Genomic DNA, 19,070 nt, shown 5'->3' on the forward strand with positions numbered 1-19,070 from the left:
ATGCCTCATGACCTCTTTCAGACTCTTCCTGTTTCCTGTGCGCCACGCTTCAGACGTCGCGCCCTTGCAACTTTATCCGGTGTATTTTGCCGGGATGACCCAACCCGTCGAAGATGGCGACGGCGGCATCAACCTCCAGACGTTTGAAGAAGACGAGGCAGGTATCTTTTCACTGATCGATCCTTATCTCGGCATGGGGACAGACGACAAGATCGACGTGTTCTGGAACGACAAAGTCATTCACAACATCGAGGTAAAAGCCGAACAGGTGAACAACCGGTTGTTCTTCTACTTGCCGAACACTGAAATTGTCCCTGGTTTTGCCACCTGCCATTATCAAGTGACGCGAGCAGGCGAGTCGTCGCCCGACGAGCCGTCGACGGTATTGACGCTGCTGATCAAGCTCAACAGGCCTGCCGGCGACGACGAGTCTCAACACCTGCCTTGGCATTCGCATCTGGACATGGTGGGTCTGCCCCAGGATGTCATCGACAATGGCGTCACCGCGCCATGGGCCGATAAAGGCGTGCCCATGAACATCAAGCACTACCGTGACATTCGAGTGAATGATGTCATCTGGGTGCGGTGGGGGGGGATCTTCCTGCTACCTCCGCATGTAGTGACACAAGCCGAAGCTGACGGCACGCAAGATATCGTGATCACCGCAACACCCAACGACATCAAGACTGCCGGGGATAACGCTGCGCTGGTGATCAAATACGAAGTTCATGACGAGGTGTGGAACTTCAGCGAAGACTGGTCAAAGCCGACCACGGTTTCCGTCGATTCCGGCGCTGTTCGCCTGGGCGCGCCGATTTTTCAGGACGCCATCAATGGTGAACTGCATCTTGAGGAGCTGGACCATCAGGCAACCCCACTGCTGATCAAGGTCGAGACGAACGAAGGGTTCGCCGCCGGTGACACCCTCGTCATCAAAGTCACAGGAATCGGCGGCGTGGGTACGGCCCCGCGAACATTATCCGAGGAAGTCATCGTTGGTAACCCGCCATACATTCATGAGTTCCCGATTCCTTTCGTTTTCGTAAGCCTGTTCGCAAGAGGTTCGCTGGACGGCTCCTACGAATTGCGCAAAAAAGACGGCAGCCCATCACTCTTTTCCAAGCGGACGTTTGTCCACGTCATAGGCGATCCGGCGCAACTGCCCGCACCGACCATTGATGAAGTGGTGGGCGCTATTTTGCCCGCTGACAGTAAAACAGCCAGCGTCAGGATCGCCTATCCGAGTCTCAAAGTTGGCGACACGGTCAACATGATCTGGCAGGGCACCGAATCAGACGGAACACCTTATTGCTATGAAGAGCCGTATGACATCAGTAGCAATGATCAACAAGCGGGCTTCACTTACCTGTATGTAATGAACGAGCACATCCTGCGGTTGAATAACGGCAGCCTCAAACTTTATTACTGCGTATACAACGAAGACCCTTCCGACTACGGGCTCAGCAAGTCGGATTATCTGCGCGTCGAAGTACGCGCCCTGCCCGCCACACTGCCAGCGCCTGATGTTGAAGAAGCCGTGGAAGGAGTCATCGACCCAACGCTGGTTTATACCCAGGCGCATGTACTGGTCAAACCGGTGAATTGGGTCAAGGGCGATACGCTGACGTATCACTGGTCGGGTGTCACGGCTTACGGTTCCACGAAGGGAAGCGTGCCGATCACGCAATTGACGATCGATAAGACAGTGCGGTTTCGGGTTGATGTGCGATACGTCTCGGCCAATATCGGCTATCCGGTTACGGTCCGATACACCCTGCTCCACGCAGCAACCGAAAAATACAGCTATTCCGCGCCCTTCGAGGTGATGGTCGGAATCCCGTTGGGGCATTTGCCCCCTCCCACGGTTGTACAAGCGCCCAGCGGCTCGTTGAACCCAATGGATGCGCTTCATGGTGTCGATATCGTCTGCAGTTATTCCACCATGGACGAGGCACTCGATACGCTGGCCTTGAAATGGCGTGGCACCCCGGGAGTTGGCACTTCGGAAGATCTCGAACTGCCCGCAGAAGTTTCCGGAAGCGTCTCTTTTCACCTTCCCCCATCCGTCGTCGGTGCCAATATTCGGCGCTCTGTCAGCGTCAACTATGACGTGGAACGATATGGACTGTGGACGCCGTCGGACGTAATGCTGCTCAACGTCCAGGATTTTCAAGACCCGGAAAACGATTTGCCACGACCCAGCGTTCCACAGGCAGTTGATGCAGTGCTGGACCTGATGGAGTTTGCTGGAGATCCTCGCGTGCTGGTCGATGTGTGGCCGTTCATTGCCAAGGGTCATCTCACCTGGGTTTATCTCGAAGGGCAGACCAGCACGGGCAGCTACCGGATCGATGTGCTCAAAGCCCATCCGCTCAGCGATTCGCAAGTGGCGGCGGGCTTGAACGATCCCTTGCTAAGAAGTGAACTGCTGAAATTGCTGCACAGTTCTCGAGCGGTGGTGAAATGCAAAGTGATTTTCGACAACAGCACCGAGGAATCCGCTGCCATCGAGTTTCCCTCCCTGCCGTTAACCATCCGCACACGCTACGACTACGTGACGCCGGTCATCACCAGAATTCTCAATCCGCAAGGACAGGAAATCCCCGAGGGCGGTCTGACCTACGACAAGCGCGTAACGATTCATGGCACGGCGACGCGCGGGGAAAACGTTGAAATCAAGGTCAACGGCATTATTGAAGGTACACCGCTGGCGTCTGATTCCTGGGCATGGGAGTGCCCCGTCGATGGCCTCGAAGAAGGCATGCAAACCGTCACGATCAAGGCGTTGTATGACGCAGACGTGCCGGTTGGCAATCCTCGAACATTTACCGTCGGTGTTGCCACCAAGCCGAGCATTACTGCTGTCACTGACTCGATAGGACCAGTGGCGCACAACGGCGTGACCTATGACGGCGAGGTGACCGTAACCGTCCTCGCTGATCCGGACCAGCGTGTTCAGCTTTATGATGGGGCCGCTTCCATCGGTTCACCGATTGATCTGGATGGCGCCGGCAAGGGCTTGACCAAACTGACGGCGCTGACTCAAAAGCCCTACGCCATCAAGGTTCGCGCACTGTATGGCGAGCAGTTGGAATCGCCCGTACACAACTTTACGGTCAAGCCTCACCTGGCAGTCACTTTGACATCTGTCCGGCATTCTGGCGGTGAGCTGGGCAATGGCGGCTCGACTATCGATACGTCCGTTACGCTCACTGGGACGATAACGCCGTTTTACAAGGTGCAAATTTTTCACAATAACAACCCACAACAAAATCCTGTGCCCAGCGATGCAAGCGGCACATGGAGAACCACCCTTTCAATCAATCTCGGCGACCATGCGGTTTACGCAAAAGCCGTTAGCACTGAACAGAAGTCCGCGACGCGAACATTTAAAAGAATTTCGCCTATGAACTTCGATACAAGTACGGTGACATTGGGTGGTAAGACGTACATCTGTGCGGGATACCCTCACCTGTTTCCGACCCCGAACGCAGGCAACTCGATCCGGCGGCAAGCGTCTGGCGGAATCGGCGCAATTACCTATCGTTCAGACAATCCCGACGTCGCAGCAGTCGATGCCAGTGGTTTTGTCACGGCACGGAGCAAAGGTAGCGCGAGAATCTTTGCAAGGGATTCTGCTCAGCAAGAAAAATATTTCATTGTATATGTCACTAATGTCGTTCTTTGTATTGGTCGCGGTAACGGTGGTTGGGCAATGGCGAACTCGGCTGTGGCTGCTGTAGGCGCACGTATTCCCAGCATGGGCGAACTGAACGAAATTCATGCTGCTTACGGTGCTTCATGGCCGATGGGCAATCACCATTATTGGTCCACCGATAAAGGCAACTATTGGTGGCCTTGGAAAAGCAAAAGGACCAAATACCTGGTCACAGGTGGAGATGGCGACGCCAAAGAATTCGGCCACGCTTCAAATATTGTCGGTATTCGATAACTAAACCGGCAAACAGGTTCGTTAATGGTGCTGTCCTGTTTTGTCTTTACACAGACTTGGCCTTTCGGGAAGGCTGCGTTTGCAGCCTATACAGTACCGTTTATCAGATTCATGCCCGCACCTGTCAGATCTGACAGGTGCGCTTTTCCCGCTTTTATCTCTTAATCACTCCATCGCCCGATCCCCGGCAGGAGTGTTCCCGCATGCTCACTCAACCGCGCAAAAGAATCTCCACGCTGGCCCTGCTCGACCCGGAAATCACCGGCGGCATACAGTTGCCGGATGGCACCTGGGGCATCAATCTTGCCGCCGCGCAGCTCAACTTTCCCGACCGGGGCCTGAAGATTCAGATTCCGGCCTGGTCCAGCATGAGCAAGGGCGACAACTGCAAGTTGCTGCTGAATAAAACCATAGTCGATCAAAAGTTTATCGCCGAGGACATCGAGATCGGCGAGCGCGTCACCGTGTTTGTCCCGCCGCAGCGTTTGCTGACCGGTGAGTGGGAACTGTCCTACAGTGTGAAGCGCATCAGTCAGGCTGACGAACCCGGGCCGGTGCTCAAGCTTTTCGTCAAACTCGAGCTGCCCGGTGGTCAGGACACCAATCCGGACTATGGCCATTCAGAATTGGCCATGACCTTCGAACCGCTGGATATCCTCACAACCGGTGTAGGGCCTGAACACCTCGACAAAGGCGTACACGTCATCGTTGCGCCCAAACCCGACCGCTATAAACCTTACCCCTTCGCGGCTGTTGGGGATGTGATCACCGTGGCGTGGGCCGGGAAAACGGTTGAGTCAACGCCGGTCACCCAGGAACAGATCGATGACCCGGATGCGCATCCGATCAGAATCCATGTTGACGGCAAAACAATCGAATTGGCCGGTGATTCCGCAGGCGTGTCGGTCAGCTACAAGATCCGCGACCGCGTGTACAACGAGTCCGAGGACTGGTGCGAGGCCGTGTCCATCGCCGTCGATACCCAGAATCTGCGTCTCGGCGCGCCCATCCTCAAGCAGGCCGATGGTCTCATCGTGGATCTGGAAGACTTGGGCGACGAACTACCGCAGGTGGAGGTCTGGGCGGATGATGTGAATATCTTCAAACAAAACGACGACATCGTCGTCCTTGTCACCGGCACCACCCTTGAGGGCAAGGAAATCTCCGTGACCGTGACCCAGCGCATTCAAACCGCGCCACCGGTGCGGGTTACCGTCGCGCACAGCAACAGCGCCCTGCGCGCCCTGGCCAAACGCACGGCCGTGTATTCCTATCAGGTGCTGCGCGCGGGTGTCCCGATCGAGAATTATCAGTCCAAGTCACGCGCCTACAGCGTGATCGGCGAACCGACCCGCCTGGCCGCGCCCATCGCCCTCGACAACGTCGGTGGGGCGGTTGACCCCGACCTGGCCGAATACCGCATTCGCATCCCTTACGATCCGTTGATCACCCCAGAGAACGCCATCGAACTCAAATGGTTCGGCACCCGGCCTGACCTGACCACCTACGACCCGGAACTGGAGTGGTATTTCCCCAGCGAAGACGAGGCCAATGACCCCAACGGTTTCATCATCACCGTCGAAGGCAAACACGGCAAAACCCTGGAAGGCGGCACGCTGGATCTATCGTACAACCTGCTGACCGATGAAAACGGCACGGTCACCCGCCGCCCTTCCCTGCACGCCCCGCTGCTGAACGTTGGTGAACCGCAACGTGAACTGGTCAAACCCATCGTCTTCGGCGAACAGGACGGCGCCCTCGACCCCGCCGACCTGCCCGGTGGCCTCGGCAAAGTCACCGCGCCCAGGCCGATAGCCGTACCCACGCAAACCGATGACGTCGTGACGTTTTTCTGGGTCGTCGAAGGCCAGCCACCGGTCAGCGACTTCAAGAAACTCAATGCGCTGTCCAGGGACAAGGACGTGGTGTTCGCGCTGAACGCCGAGTTTGTGGCCAAGAACATCGAGGCGCATCGCGGGAAAAAGGTGACGGTGAGTTACGAGATTTACCGCGCCGCGAGTAATACGACCAGTCAATCGAATGTGCTGGAGTTTGTGATCGGTGAGCCGGTGGTACTGGATCCGCCGACGATTGATTCGGTCAAGGGATCGACGAGCGGAGATGAGATCGCCGAAGGTGCCACCACGGTTGAAACCAGCGTGGTGCTGAGTGGCACAGCCGCTAAAGGCAAGGAGGTCGCGATACTCGACGGTGCCGAGGTCAAGGGTACGGCCACAGCTGATTCGGTCTCTGGAATCTGGACGTACACCGCGCCGGGGCTGAGTGCGACGACGCACAGTTTTACCGTGAAAGAGACTTTCGGCGAAGAGCGGCCATCCGCTGCGCGCGGCTTCGTCGTCACCGCGTTGATTGTTCCGACGCTGGACAATGTGCTGGATGACAAAGGCGTGGAGGTGCCTGACGAGCAAGCGACTATCAGCACTACGTTGACACTCAAAGGCACCGCAAGCCTGGCCCAGGAAGTCGAAATCTTTGACGGTGAAGAGTCAAATGCGGTGTCAAAAGGTGTCGCGACGGCGGATGAGACGACCGGTGAATGGGAGCGGGACATCGAAGTTGCAGTGCAGCAAGCGCTACACCGGTTGTATGCAAAATCGCTGTATCACAGCAGTTCGGTATATTCGAATGTTCGTCATGTGAGTGTGATTGAAGATGTTGCCCCGACCATTGACTCAGTTAAAGGCTCGCCGAGCGGCGATGAAATCCCCGAGGATGGCTTCACCGTAGAAGCAGCCGTCATTTTGAGCGGCGTTGCCGCAGCCGGGCGGGAAGTTGAAGTGCTCGACGGTACGGTTATCAAAGGTAAAAAGACCGCCGATGGAGTAACTGGCATCTGGAGTTTGCCCGTTTCAGACCTGAGCAAAGCCAGACACAGTTTTACGGCCAGATATCTGGAACAACCGAGCCTGGTGTCGGCAGCGAGAACGCTAACAGTGACAGAAAACGTCGCCCCCACGCTGACGTCAATTAAAGGCTATCCCAGCGGTTTTGACATTCCACAAGGTGGGGAAACTGCGGAAACAGCCGTGACGCTGAGCGGCGTTGCCGCTAAAGGTCAGGAAGTCGAGGTATTTGACGGAGAGGTATCCATTGATCAAGCGTCAGTACATGCTGATACCGGCGCATGGAACCTTTTTATTGGAGATCTAAGTGAAACAGAGCATAGATTTACTGCCAGAGCTTTATATGGCAACGCTGAAACTTCGGCTTCTTGGGCAATAACTGTAAGCAAGAATATCGACGACTTCACAGACTTCAGCAATAGCAACTGGAATGGTTGGTCAAACATTATCGAAAACCGAGGTGAAATAAAAAACACTCTTGGAGAATTTTATTGGGCAAACAACTTATCTTTTCTCAAGCCTAACGAACGCGTAGGAATCAAGAAAACTTATAAAAAACTAAAGCGAGGAGGTTATCAAATAAGTTTTTCATATAAGTATGACTATGTGGAAATCTCAATACCGGGCCATTTAAGGGTGGATTTTAATGGTCAGCTTGCTTACCACCTTGACGAATTACCAGCAGACAACATCTGGAAAAGTACTACAGGAAATTATTATTACAATTCCGAAAATCAGGATGTCGTTATTGAAATAAGCTGTAGACACAATAGAAATCAAACCCTATCGGTCCCTATTAACTTCGACAATATCACTATCAAGAAGCTTCCATGACCAAGAAAACCTTCAAAGACCAAGTTGGTTTTATTTGGAGTCCGGCGACAGTCATTCATAGGAGTCGAACCAGCGAGGGAACGGATGCCGTCAGCGGATAAAGGGAAGGCATTTATTTAACAGCCCCAAACACGAAACCCGCGCTCCTACTAAAAGGAGCGCGGGTTTCTAGTTAAGATCAGTCGCAGCAATCGCCACCTGAAACCGCCCCAACCCTCCTTCCTACGAATCCCTCGACTCCACCAAACTCAACGCCGCCGACCGAGCCCTTGATCACTACCTCAGCCGCCCGGGTCTCCGCCACCGCCGCGCAAAAACGCACGATGTACGCCGCGACCGCCGATTTCCAAAACGAAAAACTGCGGATCAATGCCTGCGAAACCCTCGCCTCGGGCAGAACCATCGCCAATGACTTCGCCTACCTTATCCCCGCGTCGCAGCGTAGAACGCTGCTAGGTATCGCACAGCTGATCATGCTGGAGGAGGTGGCGGTGAGTCGGGTATTGGATAATCTGGAGTTGCCGCAGTAACACCCCTTGAGTGGGTTATCGGGGACAGACCACGTTTTCACCCAGACCTTTCCTGCTATGGCATAGTGCGCTTTGGGGTCGGGTTCTATTGTGGTCCGGTCGCTGACGAATCAGCGATCGGGTTTAGCGACCCGGATCTTAAATAGGTGCATCAGCGCTCCAGGCTTCGTTGCGGCTCAGTATGTCTGCAACTTCGTTATGGTGGCTGTATGTGGGAGACCTTCGGGTCTGCCGGGTGCCTATAACCGGTTCGCTAACCTGCGTACAGCCGCCACCTTACTGTTTAGCGACAGTTCTGGGCGGCTCCACTTTATAGGAGCTTCGCATGATCAAACCAACCCCCAACCCACCCGTAACCGACCCCACCTCCCCCTACGAATCCCTCGACTCCACCAAACTCCACGACGCCGCCGACCGCGCCCTCGATCATTACCTCTGCCCGCCCGGCTCCCCGCCACCGCCGCGTAAAAAACGCACGATGTACGCCGTGACCGCCGACTTCAAAAACGAGGAACTGCTGGCCAATGCCTGCGAAACCCTCGCCTCGGCGAGAACCATCGCCAACGATTTCGCCAACCTCATACCGGCGTCGCAACGCAGAACACTGCTGGGGATCGCGCAACTGATCATGCTCGGCGAGCTGGCGATGAATCGGGTGCTGGATAACCTGGAGTTGCCGCAGTAGCGCCACCGATGATCGTTCCCACGCGCAGCAAAGGAATGCAGCCCGGGACGCTCCGCGTCCCCTCCACAGCTGGAACGCGGAGCGTCCCTTGAGGCATTCCCACGCAGGAGCGTGGGAACGATCAAGACTCCCGCCGATTATCGGTGCCAGTTCTGGCCCCATCGCGAGCAGGCTCGCTCCCACATGGGTTGACCGCGTTCCCCTGTGGGAGCGAGCCTGCTCGCGAAGACTGACCTATAAGCAATGCAGCACCCTCAGGCATACTAAAACCGCCGTCGCGATAACCGGGACGGCGGTTTTTTCGTTTCGGACTGCGCTTACACCGTATCCACCTTCAACGAATGATCATTCAACATGCCGCTGATGATCGTCGCCGTGTCATGCCCGCCAGCCACCATGCCGTCCGCCCCCGGCGTGACGCCGTAGTGACTGGCGAGGTTGACGCCGGCCAGATCGATGGTCTGGTTCGGCGTGGCGCCGGCCATGGCGCTGACATCGATGCTGGTCATCACCGACGCGCCGCTGCCGCTGACGGTGAAGTGCAAATAGTCGTCCAGCGAGGCGGTGCTGGCGTTTTCGCCTTGCAGCAGTTGCGACAGGTCGAGCTTGTCGGTGCCGGGGGTGAAGTCGGTGATCAGGTCGTGGCCGCTGTTGCCCTTGAGCCACTGGAAGGTATCCGCCCCGGCCCCGCCGGTCAGGGTGTTGTTGCCCAGGCCACCGATCAGCAGGTCATCGCCACCGCCACCGTTGAGGGTGTCGTTGCCGAGGCCGCCGTTGATCACGTTGCTGTTGTTGTCGCCGGTGAGGCTGTCGTTGAAGTTCGAGCCGAGCAGGTTTTCGATGCCGGTCAGGGTATCGCTGCCGGCGCCCAGGGTGTTTTGCGCGCCGAGCAGGCCGAGGTTGACGCTGACGCCGGCGGTGGCGTGGGCGTAGCTGGCGGTGTCGCTGCCGGCGCCGCCGTCGAGCAGGTCGTTGCCCGCGCCGCTGTAGAGCAAGTCATTGCCGGCGCCGCCGTGCAGCTCGTTGTTGCCGCTACCGGCGGTGAGCACATCGTTGCCGTCACCGGCATTGATGATGTTGTCATCGTTGCCGGCCACCAGCACATCATCGCCGGCGGTGCCGGTGAGGATGTGGCCGTCCTGATAGCTGATGCTGACGTTGGCCGTGTCGCTGCCGCCGTGGTTGTCGTTGGCGGTGTAAGTGCCGTGATAATCCGCGGTCACGTCGTGGGCCCCGGCGTAGTTCAGCGTCATGCTCAGTTGATAATTTTCCGCCCCGTTCGGGTTACCGTTCCCGGTAGCGTTGGCGATGTTGGTGATGTGGATCTGATAGACGCCATCGGCTGATGCCGTGAGGGTTTGCCCGTCAGTCAGGGCAATCCAGGCGCCGCCATTGAGTGAGTACTCCATGCTGATCCGACCGGGATCGAGGTTGTGATCCAGGTTGAGGGTTTCGCCCTGGCGTAGGTTGACGGTGATGCGGTCCTCGTCGTTGGCGTTGCTGTTGCTCACCGAGCCGAGATACCCCGTGACAACGAGCACGGCGGTCATGGTCGCGGCGTTGGCATTGAACGCGTTGCGCACGTTGGCGAGGTTCTGGTTGGCCGTGTTGTTGGCCTGGACATTGAAGGTGATCGCACCTGAGCCGGTGAAGTCCGCCGCTTTTGAAATCCAGCCGGTGTTGAAACTGGTCGGTGTGGCGTTGAGGGTGTCGCCGGTCGGATCGGTGTCATTGGCCAGCAACAGTTCGCCCGGCACCACGATGTTGCCCGACAGCACGTTGGTGATGACGTGATCGTCGATTGCCACGGGTGGCGCGTTGGGAATCACTTTGACGGTCAGCGTCGAGCTGGCGAGGTCGCCGTCGTTGTCGCTGACGGTGAAGCCGATGTTCTCGGTGATGACCACGGCGGTGGTTTTCTGCGAGGTGTAGGTGTACTCGCCGGTGTCGAGGTTGATCAGCAACGTGCCGCTGTTGTGGGTGGCGATGCTCAGCGTATTGCTGGCGGTGTTGAAGGTGCCGTGATTGGCCCCGCCGCTCGCGGTCAACGAGCCCTGACCGCTGAGGGCTTTCGGATCGTAGGTGTAGGTGGTGCCGTCGACCACGATGGACTTGATGAAACCGCCATCGGCGCCGAACGAACCGCCCTCGCCGAGCAGCGAGCCAGTGACCGGTGCGCCCTGCACTGTGCCGGACAACACCGAGTTGAGCTGATTGAGGTCGGTGACCACCACCGCGTTGGTGTTGGTGTGGCTGATGCCGTCATACGCGAGAGGGTCGAGGTTGGCATTGCTTACGCCGCTGCCCAGGCCAATGGCGTAGTTCTTGATGTTGTTGGCATCGAGGAAGTTTTTCAGCGCGGCTTCGTCGGCCGTGCCGATGTCACCCTCGTTGGGTTTGCCATCGGAAAAGAAGTAACCGACGTTCTGCGCCCCGGTGAGTTTGCCCGAGGTGTTGAACGCGCTCTGCATCACCGCCACCGCGGCATCGTAATTGGTACCGCCGCCGGCGTTGAGCCCGGCGAGCAAGGTTTTTGCCGTGGCGACATCGACCCACACCGAGGTGCGATCGGTGGCGCCGCTGCTGAAGGTGACGAGCTGCACTTTCACATCGCCGAGGTCGTCGTATTTTTCGAGCAAGGCGCTGATCGCCTGCTTGGCCAGATCCAGCCGCGACAGGCCTGGGACACCAGAGGCGTCGGCCATGCTTCCGGAAATATCGAGAACGATGAGGATGTTGGAGTCGATTTCCACCGCCGCCACCGAGCGATCCGACGCGACGGCTTTCGGCACGTCGTCGACGATGTTCACCACCAGTGTGCTGGTGGTGCTGTTGCCCAGCGCATCGGTGGCTTTGTAAGTGAAGCTTTCGCTCAGGGTGTTCGGCCCGTCGTTGGCGTTCGGCGTGGTTTTCGGCGCCGAGGTCAGCGTGTAGGTGTAGGTGCCGTCGGCGTTGAGCTGCAGCTGCCCGTAGCTGCCGGTGGCGCTGCCGACCAGGCTGTAGGTGATCGCACCCGTACCACCGCTGACGGCCCCGACCAGCGTGCCGGTCGCGGTTTCGACGCTGTTGGCGGGATCGCTACCGGTCACCGTGCCGGGCGCCAGATCCTGGCCATCCTTGGTCAGGTCGAGGGCTTTTTCATAGACCGTCACGTCAGAATCGCTGGCGGCTATCAGGCAGCTGTCGTGCACGTCGATGGTGATGGTGGTGGTGCTTTCGTCACCGTCGGCATCGCGCACGGTGTAGGTGAACACGTCCACCGCGCCCGGGCCGTTCACCACGTTGGGATTGCTGTGATAGACGGCGTTGCCGTTGGCGTCGAGGGTCAGGTAGCCGTAAGTGCCATTGATCTGTGAATTCAAACCGCCGATGGCAGAAGTGGATGTGTCGCCGCCTGCACGCACGCCAACCACTGCGCCGGTCAGCGCCGGACCGTCAGCGCCGCCCACATCGTTGCTGAAGACATTGCCGCTGACGGTGTCGCCTTCCGCAACCGAGGCTGCATCCGGATTGGCAATCGGCAGATCGTCGACGATATTGACGTTGATCTGGCCGCTGGCGCTGCTGCCGTCGGTGTCGGTAGCGACGACGGCGAAATTCTCGGTGAGGCTGTTGGCGCCGTTAGCGTTCGGGTGGGTTTCGTTATCGACCAGGGTGTAGCTGTAACTCACGACACCGGTGGCCGGGTTGTAACTAGTGACGGTGAAGGTGCTGCCCAGCGGCGAGACGACCGATTGCGGGAAGCCTGCGGCGACACCGTTGTTCACCACGGCGATGCCACCGACGGTCAGGGTTTGCAGGCCATCGAGGGCGGTAACCGTGAAGGTCCCGTTCTGGGTCAGAGCCGGTGTGTCTGGGCTGCTGCCGTCGCTGAGGTTTCGCTCGTAGACGGTCAGTTCGCCGCCTTTCACATCGAGGCCGTCAAGGCAGATCGGGTCGTCATTGTTATGGATGTTCAGCACCAGATTGGCGGTGCTGGTATCGCCGTCGGCATCGGTCAGTGTGTAGGTGAAGGTCTCACTGCCGTTGCCACCGCCGCCGAGGTTTTTGAAGTCCGCATCGTTGGCGTTGAGCGTATAGGTGTAGGTGCCGTTGGCGTTGAGCACCAGCGTGCCGTAAGTACCGGTGAAGGTGCCGGGGGTGATCGGTCCGGCATTCGGTCCGGTCGCCACCACGTCGGCGCCTTGCACATCGTTGGTCAGCACATTTCCGGTGAGGCTCAGCTGGTTCTCCGAAGCGCTGTTGGCGTTGCTGTCATTCAGCGCTTTCGGCACGTCGTCGACGACGCTGATCACAATCGTACTGGTGACAATGTTGCCCAGTGAATCAGTGGCCTGATAAGTGAAGGTTTCCGTCAGGGTGTTGGCACCGTCGTCGGCCTGCGGCGTGGTGGTCGCCGGCGCGGTCAGCGTGTAGGTGTAAGTGCCGTTGGGGTTGAGCTGAATCTGCCCGTAGTTGCCGGTGGCGCTGCCGACCAGCGCATAACTGATCGCACCGACCGCGCCGGTGACCGAGCCGACCAGCGTGCCGGACGCGGTTTCGCCGCTGTTGCCCGGATCGCTGCCGACCACACTGCCCGCCGCCAGATCCTGGCCGTCCTTGTTCAGATCGAGGGCGTTCTCATAGACGGTGACATCGCTGTCACTGACCGCTTTCAGGCAACTGTTATAGACATCGATGGTGATGGTGGTGGTGCTCTCATCACCGTCGGCATCGCGTACGGTGTAAGTGAATACGTCTACCGCGCCGGGGCCGTTCACGGTGTTGGGATTGCTGTGATAAACCGCATTGCCGTTGGCGTCGAGGGTCAGGTAGCCGTAGGTACCGTTGATCTGCGAATTGAGGCCGCCGATGGCGGATGTGGACGTGTCGGCACCGGCGCGCACGCCGACGACCGCACCGCTGACGGCCGGACCATCCGCGCCGCCAATATCGTTGTCGAGCACGTTGCCGCTGACCGTGCCGCCCTCCTTCACCGACGCAGCGTCGGCGTATGCGCTCGGCAAGTCGTCGACGATGTTGACGTTGATCTGGCCGCTGGCTGTGCTGCCATCGGTGTCCGTGGCCACGACATTGAAGTTCTCGGTAATGCTGTTGGCGCCGTTGGCGTTCGGATGGGCTTCGTTGTCGACCAGGGTGTAGCTATAGCTGACCACGCCAGTGGCCGGGTTGTAACCGGTGATGGTCAGCGTGCTGCCGAGCGGCGTGACGATCGATTGTGGAAAGCCTGCGGCGACGCCACCGGTCACCACGTTGATGCCGCCCACGGTCAGGGTTTGCAGGCCATCCAGCGCGGTGGCGGTGAAGGTGCCGCTCTGAGTCAGGGCTGGCGTGTCGGGGCTGGTGCCGTCGCTGAGGTTTTTCTCGTAGACGGTGAGCTCGCCACCGTTGACGTCGAGGCCGTTGATGATCACCGGATCGTCGTTGTTGTGAATCTGCAGAACTAGGTTGGCGGTGCTGGTATCGCCGTCGGCGTCGGTGATCGTGTAGGCGAAGGTTTCAGTGCCGTTGCCGCCACCGGTCAGCGCTTTGAAATCGGCGTCGCTGGTGTTGAGCGTGTAGGTGTAAGTGCCGTCGGTGTTCAGCACGAGAGTGCCGTAAGTACCGGTGAAGGTGCCGGCAGTCACTGGGCCAGTCGGCACGCGGTCGGCGCCTTGTACGTCGTTGGTCAGGACGTTGCCGGTCAGCGTCAGTTGGGTTTCCGAAGCAGTGCCGTTGTTGTCGTCGAACGCCTTGGGCACGTCGTCGGTGATGTTGACGTCGAGGGTGCCCGTGGCGGTGGTGCCGTTGTCATCGACCACGGTGACCGCGAACTGCTCGGGCAGGTTGTTGGTGCCGTTGGCGTTCGGGTGGGTTTCGTTGTCGACCAGGGTGTAGCTATAGCTGACCACGCCCGTGGCAGGGTTGAAACCCGTGATGGTCAGCGTGCTGCCCAGCGGCGTGGTGATCGATTGCGGGAAACCTGCGGCCACGCCGTTGGTGACCACGGCGATGCCGCCGACAGTCAGGGTGGTGACGCCGTCGAGTGCGGTGATGGTGAAGGTGCCGCTTTGGGTCAGCGCGCCGGCATTCGGGGCGCTGCCGTCGCTGAGGTCGCTTTCGTTGACCGTCAACTCGCCACCGTTGACGTCGAGGCCGTTGATGATCACTGGATCGTCATTGTTGTGGATCTGCAAGACGAGGTTGGCGGTGCTGGTATCGCCGTCGGCGTCGGTGATCGTGTAGGCGAAGGTTTCAGTGCCGTTGCCGCCACCGGTCAACGCTTTGAAATCGGCGTCGCTGGTGTTCAGGGTGTAGGTGTAGGTGCCGTCGGTGTTCAGCACGAGAGTGCCGTAAGTACCGGTGAAAGTGCCGGGAGTGACTGGCCCGGTCGGCACGCGATCGGCGCCTTGTACGTCGTTGGTCAGGACGTTGCCGGTCAGCGTCAGTTGGGTTTCCGAAGCGGTGCCGTTGTTGTCGTCGAACGCCTTGGGCACGTCGTCGGTGATGTTGACGTCGAGGGTGCCGGTGGCGGTGGTGCCGTTGTCGTCGACCACGGTCACGGCGAACTGCTCCGGCAGGTTATTCGTGCCGTTGGCGTTCGGGTGGGTTTCGTTGTCGACCAGGGTGTAGCTGTAGCTGACCACGCCCGTGGCAGGGTTGAAACCGGTGATGGTCAGCGTGCTGCCCAGCGGCGTGGTGATCGATTGCGGGAAGCCTGCGGCCACGCCGTTGGTGACCACGGCGATACCGCCGACGGTCAGGGTGCTGACGCCGTCGAGCGCGGTGATGGTGAAGGTGCCGCTTTGCGTGAGTGCGCCGGCATTCGGGGCGCTGCCGTCGCTGAGGTTGCTTTCGTTGACCGTCAGCTCGCCGCCCTCGACGTTCAGGCCGTTGATGACCACCGGATCGTCGTTGTTGTGAATCTGCAGAATGAGGTTCGCCGTGCTGGTATCGCCGTCGGCATCGGTGAGGGTATAGGCGAAGGTTTCGGTGCCATTGCCGCCGCCAGTCAGCGCTTTGAAATCGGCGTCGCTGGTGTTCAGCGTGTAGGTGTAAGTGCCATCGGCATTGAGCACCAGGGTGCCGTAAGTACCGGTGAAGGTGGCGGGCGTGATCGGGCCAGTCGGCACGCGGTCGGCGCCTTGTACATCGTTGGTCAGCACGCTGCCGGTCAGGGTCAGTTGGGTTTCTGACGCGGTGCCGTTGTTGTCGTCGAACGCCTTGGGCACGTCGTCGGTGATGTTGACATCGAGGGTGCCGGTGGCGGTGTCGCCATTGCTGTCGCCGGCGATCACGGTGAACTGTTCGCTGACGGTATTCGCGCCGTCACCGGCCGAATGGGTTTCGTTGCCGGTGAGGGTGTAGCTGTAGCTGACCACGCCAGTCGCCGGGTTGTAACCGGTGATCGTCAGGGTGTTGCCCAATTGCGAAGTGATCGACTGCGGGAAGCCGACCGCCACCCCGCCAACGATTATGTTGATGCCACCGATGCTCAGGCTGGTCAGACCATCGGGGGCGGAAATGCTGAATGTGCCGCGCTGGGTCAGCGCGCCGTTGTTACTGGCTGAGCCGTTGGGCAGATTGGCTTCGTTGACCGACAGTTCGCCGCCCTGAACGGCCAGGCCGGTCAGCGTCACCGGGTTGTTCGCCGGTGGCGGTGGCGCAATGATCGGCGCGGGCGCGTCATCGCCATCGTCGTTGTCCGCGTCGCGGCGATAGTCGGGAAACTCGGGGATGCCGTTGAAACCGGCGGTGGGGAAACCGATGATCGGGTCGACCCGGCCGCCGACTTCGCTCAGCAGCACAAAACTGTGACCGCCGCCCAGTTCACCGGTATTGCCGCTGGGCGCGTTGGGCCCGGCAGCGGTGGCTTCGGCGCTTTGGCTGGGGTCGTCACCGGCGGCAATGGCTTTCTGGATTTGCTCGACATCGGTCAGTTGTGCCTGACTCGGGGTCTGGGCTTCGTCTACGTTCACCGGCACCGCCTGATCGGCCAGCAGTTGCCCGGTCATGGTGATGCTGCTTCCGCGACCGAGGGTCAATTGCTCGCCGTTTTGCAGTTTCACCGCCACCGCGCCTTCCGCGCCGGTGATCAATTGATCGCCAGCATACAAACGATCGCCTTCGAACAGCGGACGTTTGATGCCGTCGCCCGCTTGAGCGAACACCTGGCCAATGACTTTTGTGACCGTACCGATGAGCGTTGCCATGTGAAATCCTCCGCTGCCGACCACCGTCGGCACTGGTTCGCGAAGCAGCCCATGGCTCAATCGGGTTGCCGGGGGCGACGCTCGCACCCTCGACAGTTCGTTTCGCGGGTTCCTTGCCGGGAAAACCTCAGCGCATTCAAGCACTTCGGCATCCTGTTCAAGGCAATGCACCCACTAGCGCTACGTAACGGTGGTGAATCACTCGAGTGACAAAAAACTGTCGCTCGCTCGCCGTTACGCGTCCCTCCCCTTCAGCAGTACTTCGCCGTCTAAAGCAAAGTGAATGGAACTTTCCTCAAGCCCTTTTGAGCTCCCTAAAGCGCATAAAACAAAGGCTTTCGAGCTGAACAATGTGCTGCTTTTGAAAAACCGCATAAGTTTTTTTTGGCATAAGCCTTATGAAAATTTTTTCTTAGCTACGCTTCAGGATGTTCTTAGCTCTGATGTTACAAGAGTGAGACGCCGACACCTTAAAATATCGTCAATTATTTGGCGACAGTAACACACCATCAGGACTTACGGAGATGCACCCATGCGCGTTCTAACCCCCCTCTGCAGCGCGGTTTTGCTGGCCATGGCTTGCACTTCTCAAGCCCACGCCATGAATCTGACTGAAGCCATTCAAAGCACGATTGCCACTCACCCGGAACTGGCTTCGCGCGTGGATGCGCGGCTGTCGGCAGACGAGCAAGTCAAAGTTGCCAAGGGCGGTTTCTATCCGTCCGTCGATCTGAATGCCGCCTACGGTCGCGGCTACAGCGACAACACCAACACCCGGGCTTTCGGTAACCACAACACCGAGATCCTCAATTACACCCAGTCCGAACTGCGTCTGCGGCAGATGATCTTTGACGGCTTCAACACCGCCAACGAGGTCGAGCGCACCAAAGGCGTGTCGAACTCGCGCGCCTATTACGCGCAAGGCACCGCGCAGGATCTGGCCCTGCGCACCATCGAGGTCTATCTCGAAGTGCTCAAGCGTCGCGAACTGGTGACGCTGGCGAAAAACAATCTGCAGGCGCACTTGCGGGTCAACGACCAGATCGGCCTGCGTACCGAGCGTGGCGTCGGCAGCACCGCGGACTCCGATCAATCGGTAGCGCGTAAGGCGCTGGCGCAGAACAACCTCGATACCGCCGAAGTCGATCTGGCCGACGCCGAATCGAACTTCTACAGCGTGGTCGGGCGCATGCCAGATGAGCTGGAAACGCCGGCTTCGACCCGCGGCGAACTGCCGACGGAACTGCGCGAAGCCCAGCAAAGCATGGTTGATAACAACCCGTACCTGAAATCGGCCCAGGCTGACGTGCAGTCTGCCGAAAGCCAATACGAAGTAGCGAAGTCGCCGTTCTACCCACGCTTCGACGCCGAAGCCGCGGTGGGTGCGAACAACAACGTGCAGGGCGATGAAGGCCACGACAACGAGTGGCGCGTCGGCGTGGTGATGAACTACAACCTGTTCCGCGGCGGCAGCGACAAGGCGCGCCTGGCGGCCAACGCCCACGACATCAACCAGGCGATGGACATCCGTAACAACGCCCTGCGCCAGCTCAACGAAAATATTCGTCTGGCCTGGAACGCCATGGAAAACGCGAAGAAACAGACGCCGACCGCGCGCGAATACGCCGAAACCACCAAACGCGTACGCGCCGCCTATCAGGATCAGTTCGGCCTCGGCCAACGCACCCTGCTCGACCTGCTCGACAGCGAAAACGAGCTGTACAACGCCAACCGTCGCTACACCGAAATTCGTTACACCGAGGAATACTCGATGTACCGCGTGCTGGCGAACATGGGCCAGTTGCTGAGCAAGCAGCGGGTGGTGCTGCCAGCCGATGCGATTGCCGCGACCGAGGTGAAAAACCAGGCGCGCTTGCCTGAGTTGAAGTAACCCCATAGGCGCCGTGGACACTTGATCGTTCCCACGCTCTGCGTGGGAATGCCTCTAGGGACGCTCCGCGTCCAGTGACGCGGAGCGTCACGGGCTGCATTCCCACGTGGGAGCGTGGGAAC

At 58.9% G+C, this 19,070-nt stretch carries 5 protein-coding genes and 1 pseudogene; 5 read left to right on the forward strand and 1 reads right to left on the reverse strand.

Annotated elements, in window-relative coordinates; genetic code table 11:
* Positions 1-7: 7 nt before the first annotated feature.
* The 4 genes and pseudogenes from J3P93_RS20185 to J3P93_RS20200 all read left to right on the forward strand — a co-directional run bounded on the left by J3P93_RS20185 (position 8) and on the right by J3P93_RS20200 (position 8,865).
* Complete coding sequence (locus tag J3P93_RS20185) at positions 8-3,952, forward strand: Ig-like domain-containing protein (RefSeq protein WP_434591149.1); 3,945 nt, start codon at positions 8-10, stop codon at positions 3,950-3,952.
* Between the two features lie 203 nt (positions 3,953-4,155).
* Positions 4,156-7,650, forward strand: a complete 3,495-nt coding sequence (locus tag J3P93_RS20190) for an Ig-like domain-containing protein (RefSeq protein ID WP_434591152.1) — start codon at positions 4,156-4,158, stop codon at positions 7,648-7,650.
* A 208-nt stretch (positions 7,651-7,858) separates the two neighbouring features.
* Positions 7,859-8,180: pseudogene (locus J3P93_RS20195) on the forward strand (DUF6124 family protein); the annotation flags it as partial.
* Positions 8,181-8,505: 325 nt separating this feature from the next.
* Positions 8,506-8,865 (forward strand): DUF6124 family protein, encoded by a 360-nt coding sequence (locus J3P93_RS20200; protein WP_434591154.1) that lies wholly within the window; start codon positions 8,506-8,508, stop codon positions 8,863-8,865.
* A 317-nt stretch (positions 8,866-9,182) separates the two neighbouring features.
* Here the strand turns inward: J3P93_RS20200 and J3P93_RS20205 are convergent, their stop codons facing one another.
* Entirely contained in the window at positions 9,183-17,057 is a 7,875-nt protein-coding gene (locus tag J3P93_RS20205; protein ID WP_434591157.1) for a retention module-containing protein, read from the reverse strand.
* A gap of 532 nt (positions 17,058-17,589) precedes the next feature.
* Between J3P93_RS20205 and J3P93_RS20210 the strand changes: the two genes are divergently transcribed.
* Positions 17,590-18,948, forward strand: a complete 1,359-nt coding sequence (locus J3P93_RS20210; RefSeq protein ID WP_093103615.1) for a TolC family outer membrane protein — start codon at positions 17,590-17,592, stop codon at positions 18,946-18,948.
* Positions 18,949-19,070: the final 122 nt, after the last annotated feature.

This window comes from Pseudomonas sp. R3-57 (genome assembly GCF_051132065.1).
Taxonomy (GTDB): Bacteria; Pseudomonadota; Gammaproteobacteria; order Pseudomonadales; family Pseudomonadaceae; genus Aquipseudomonas.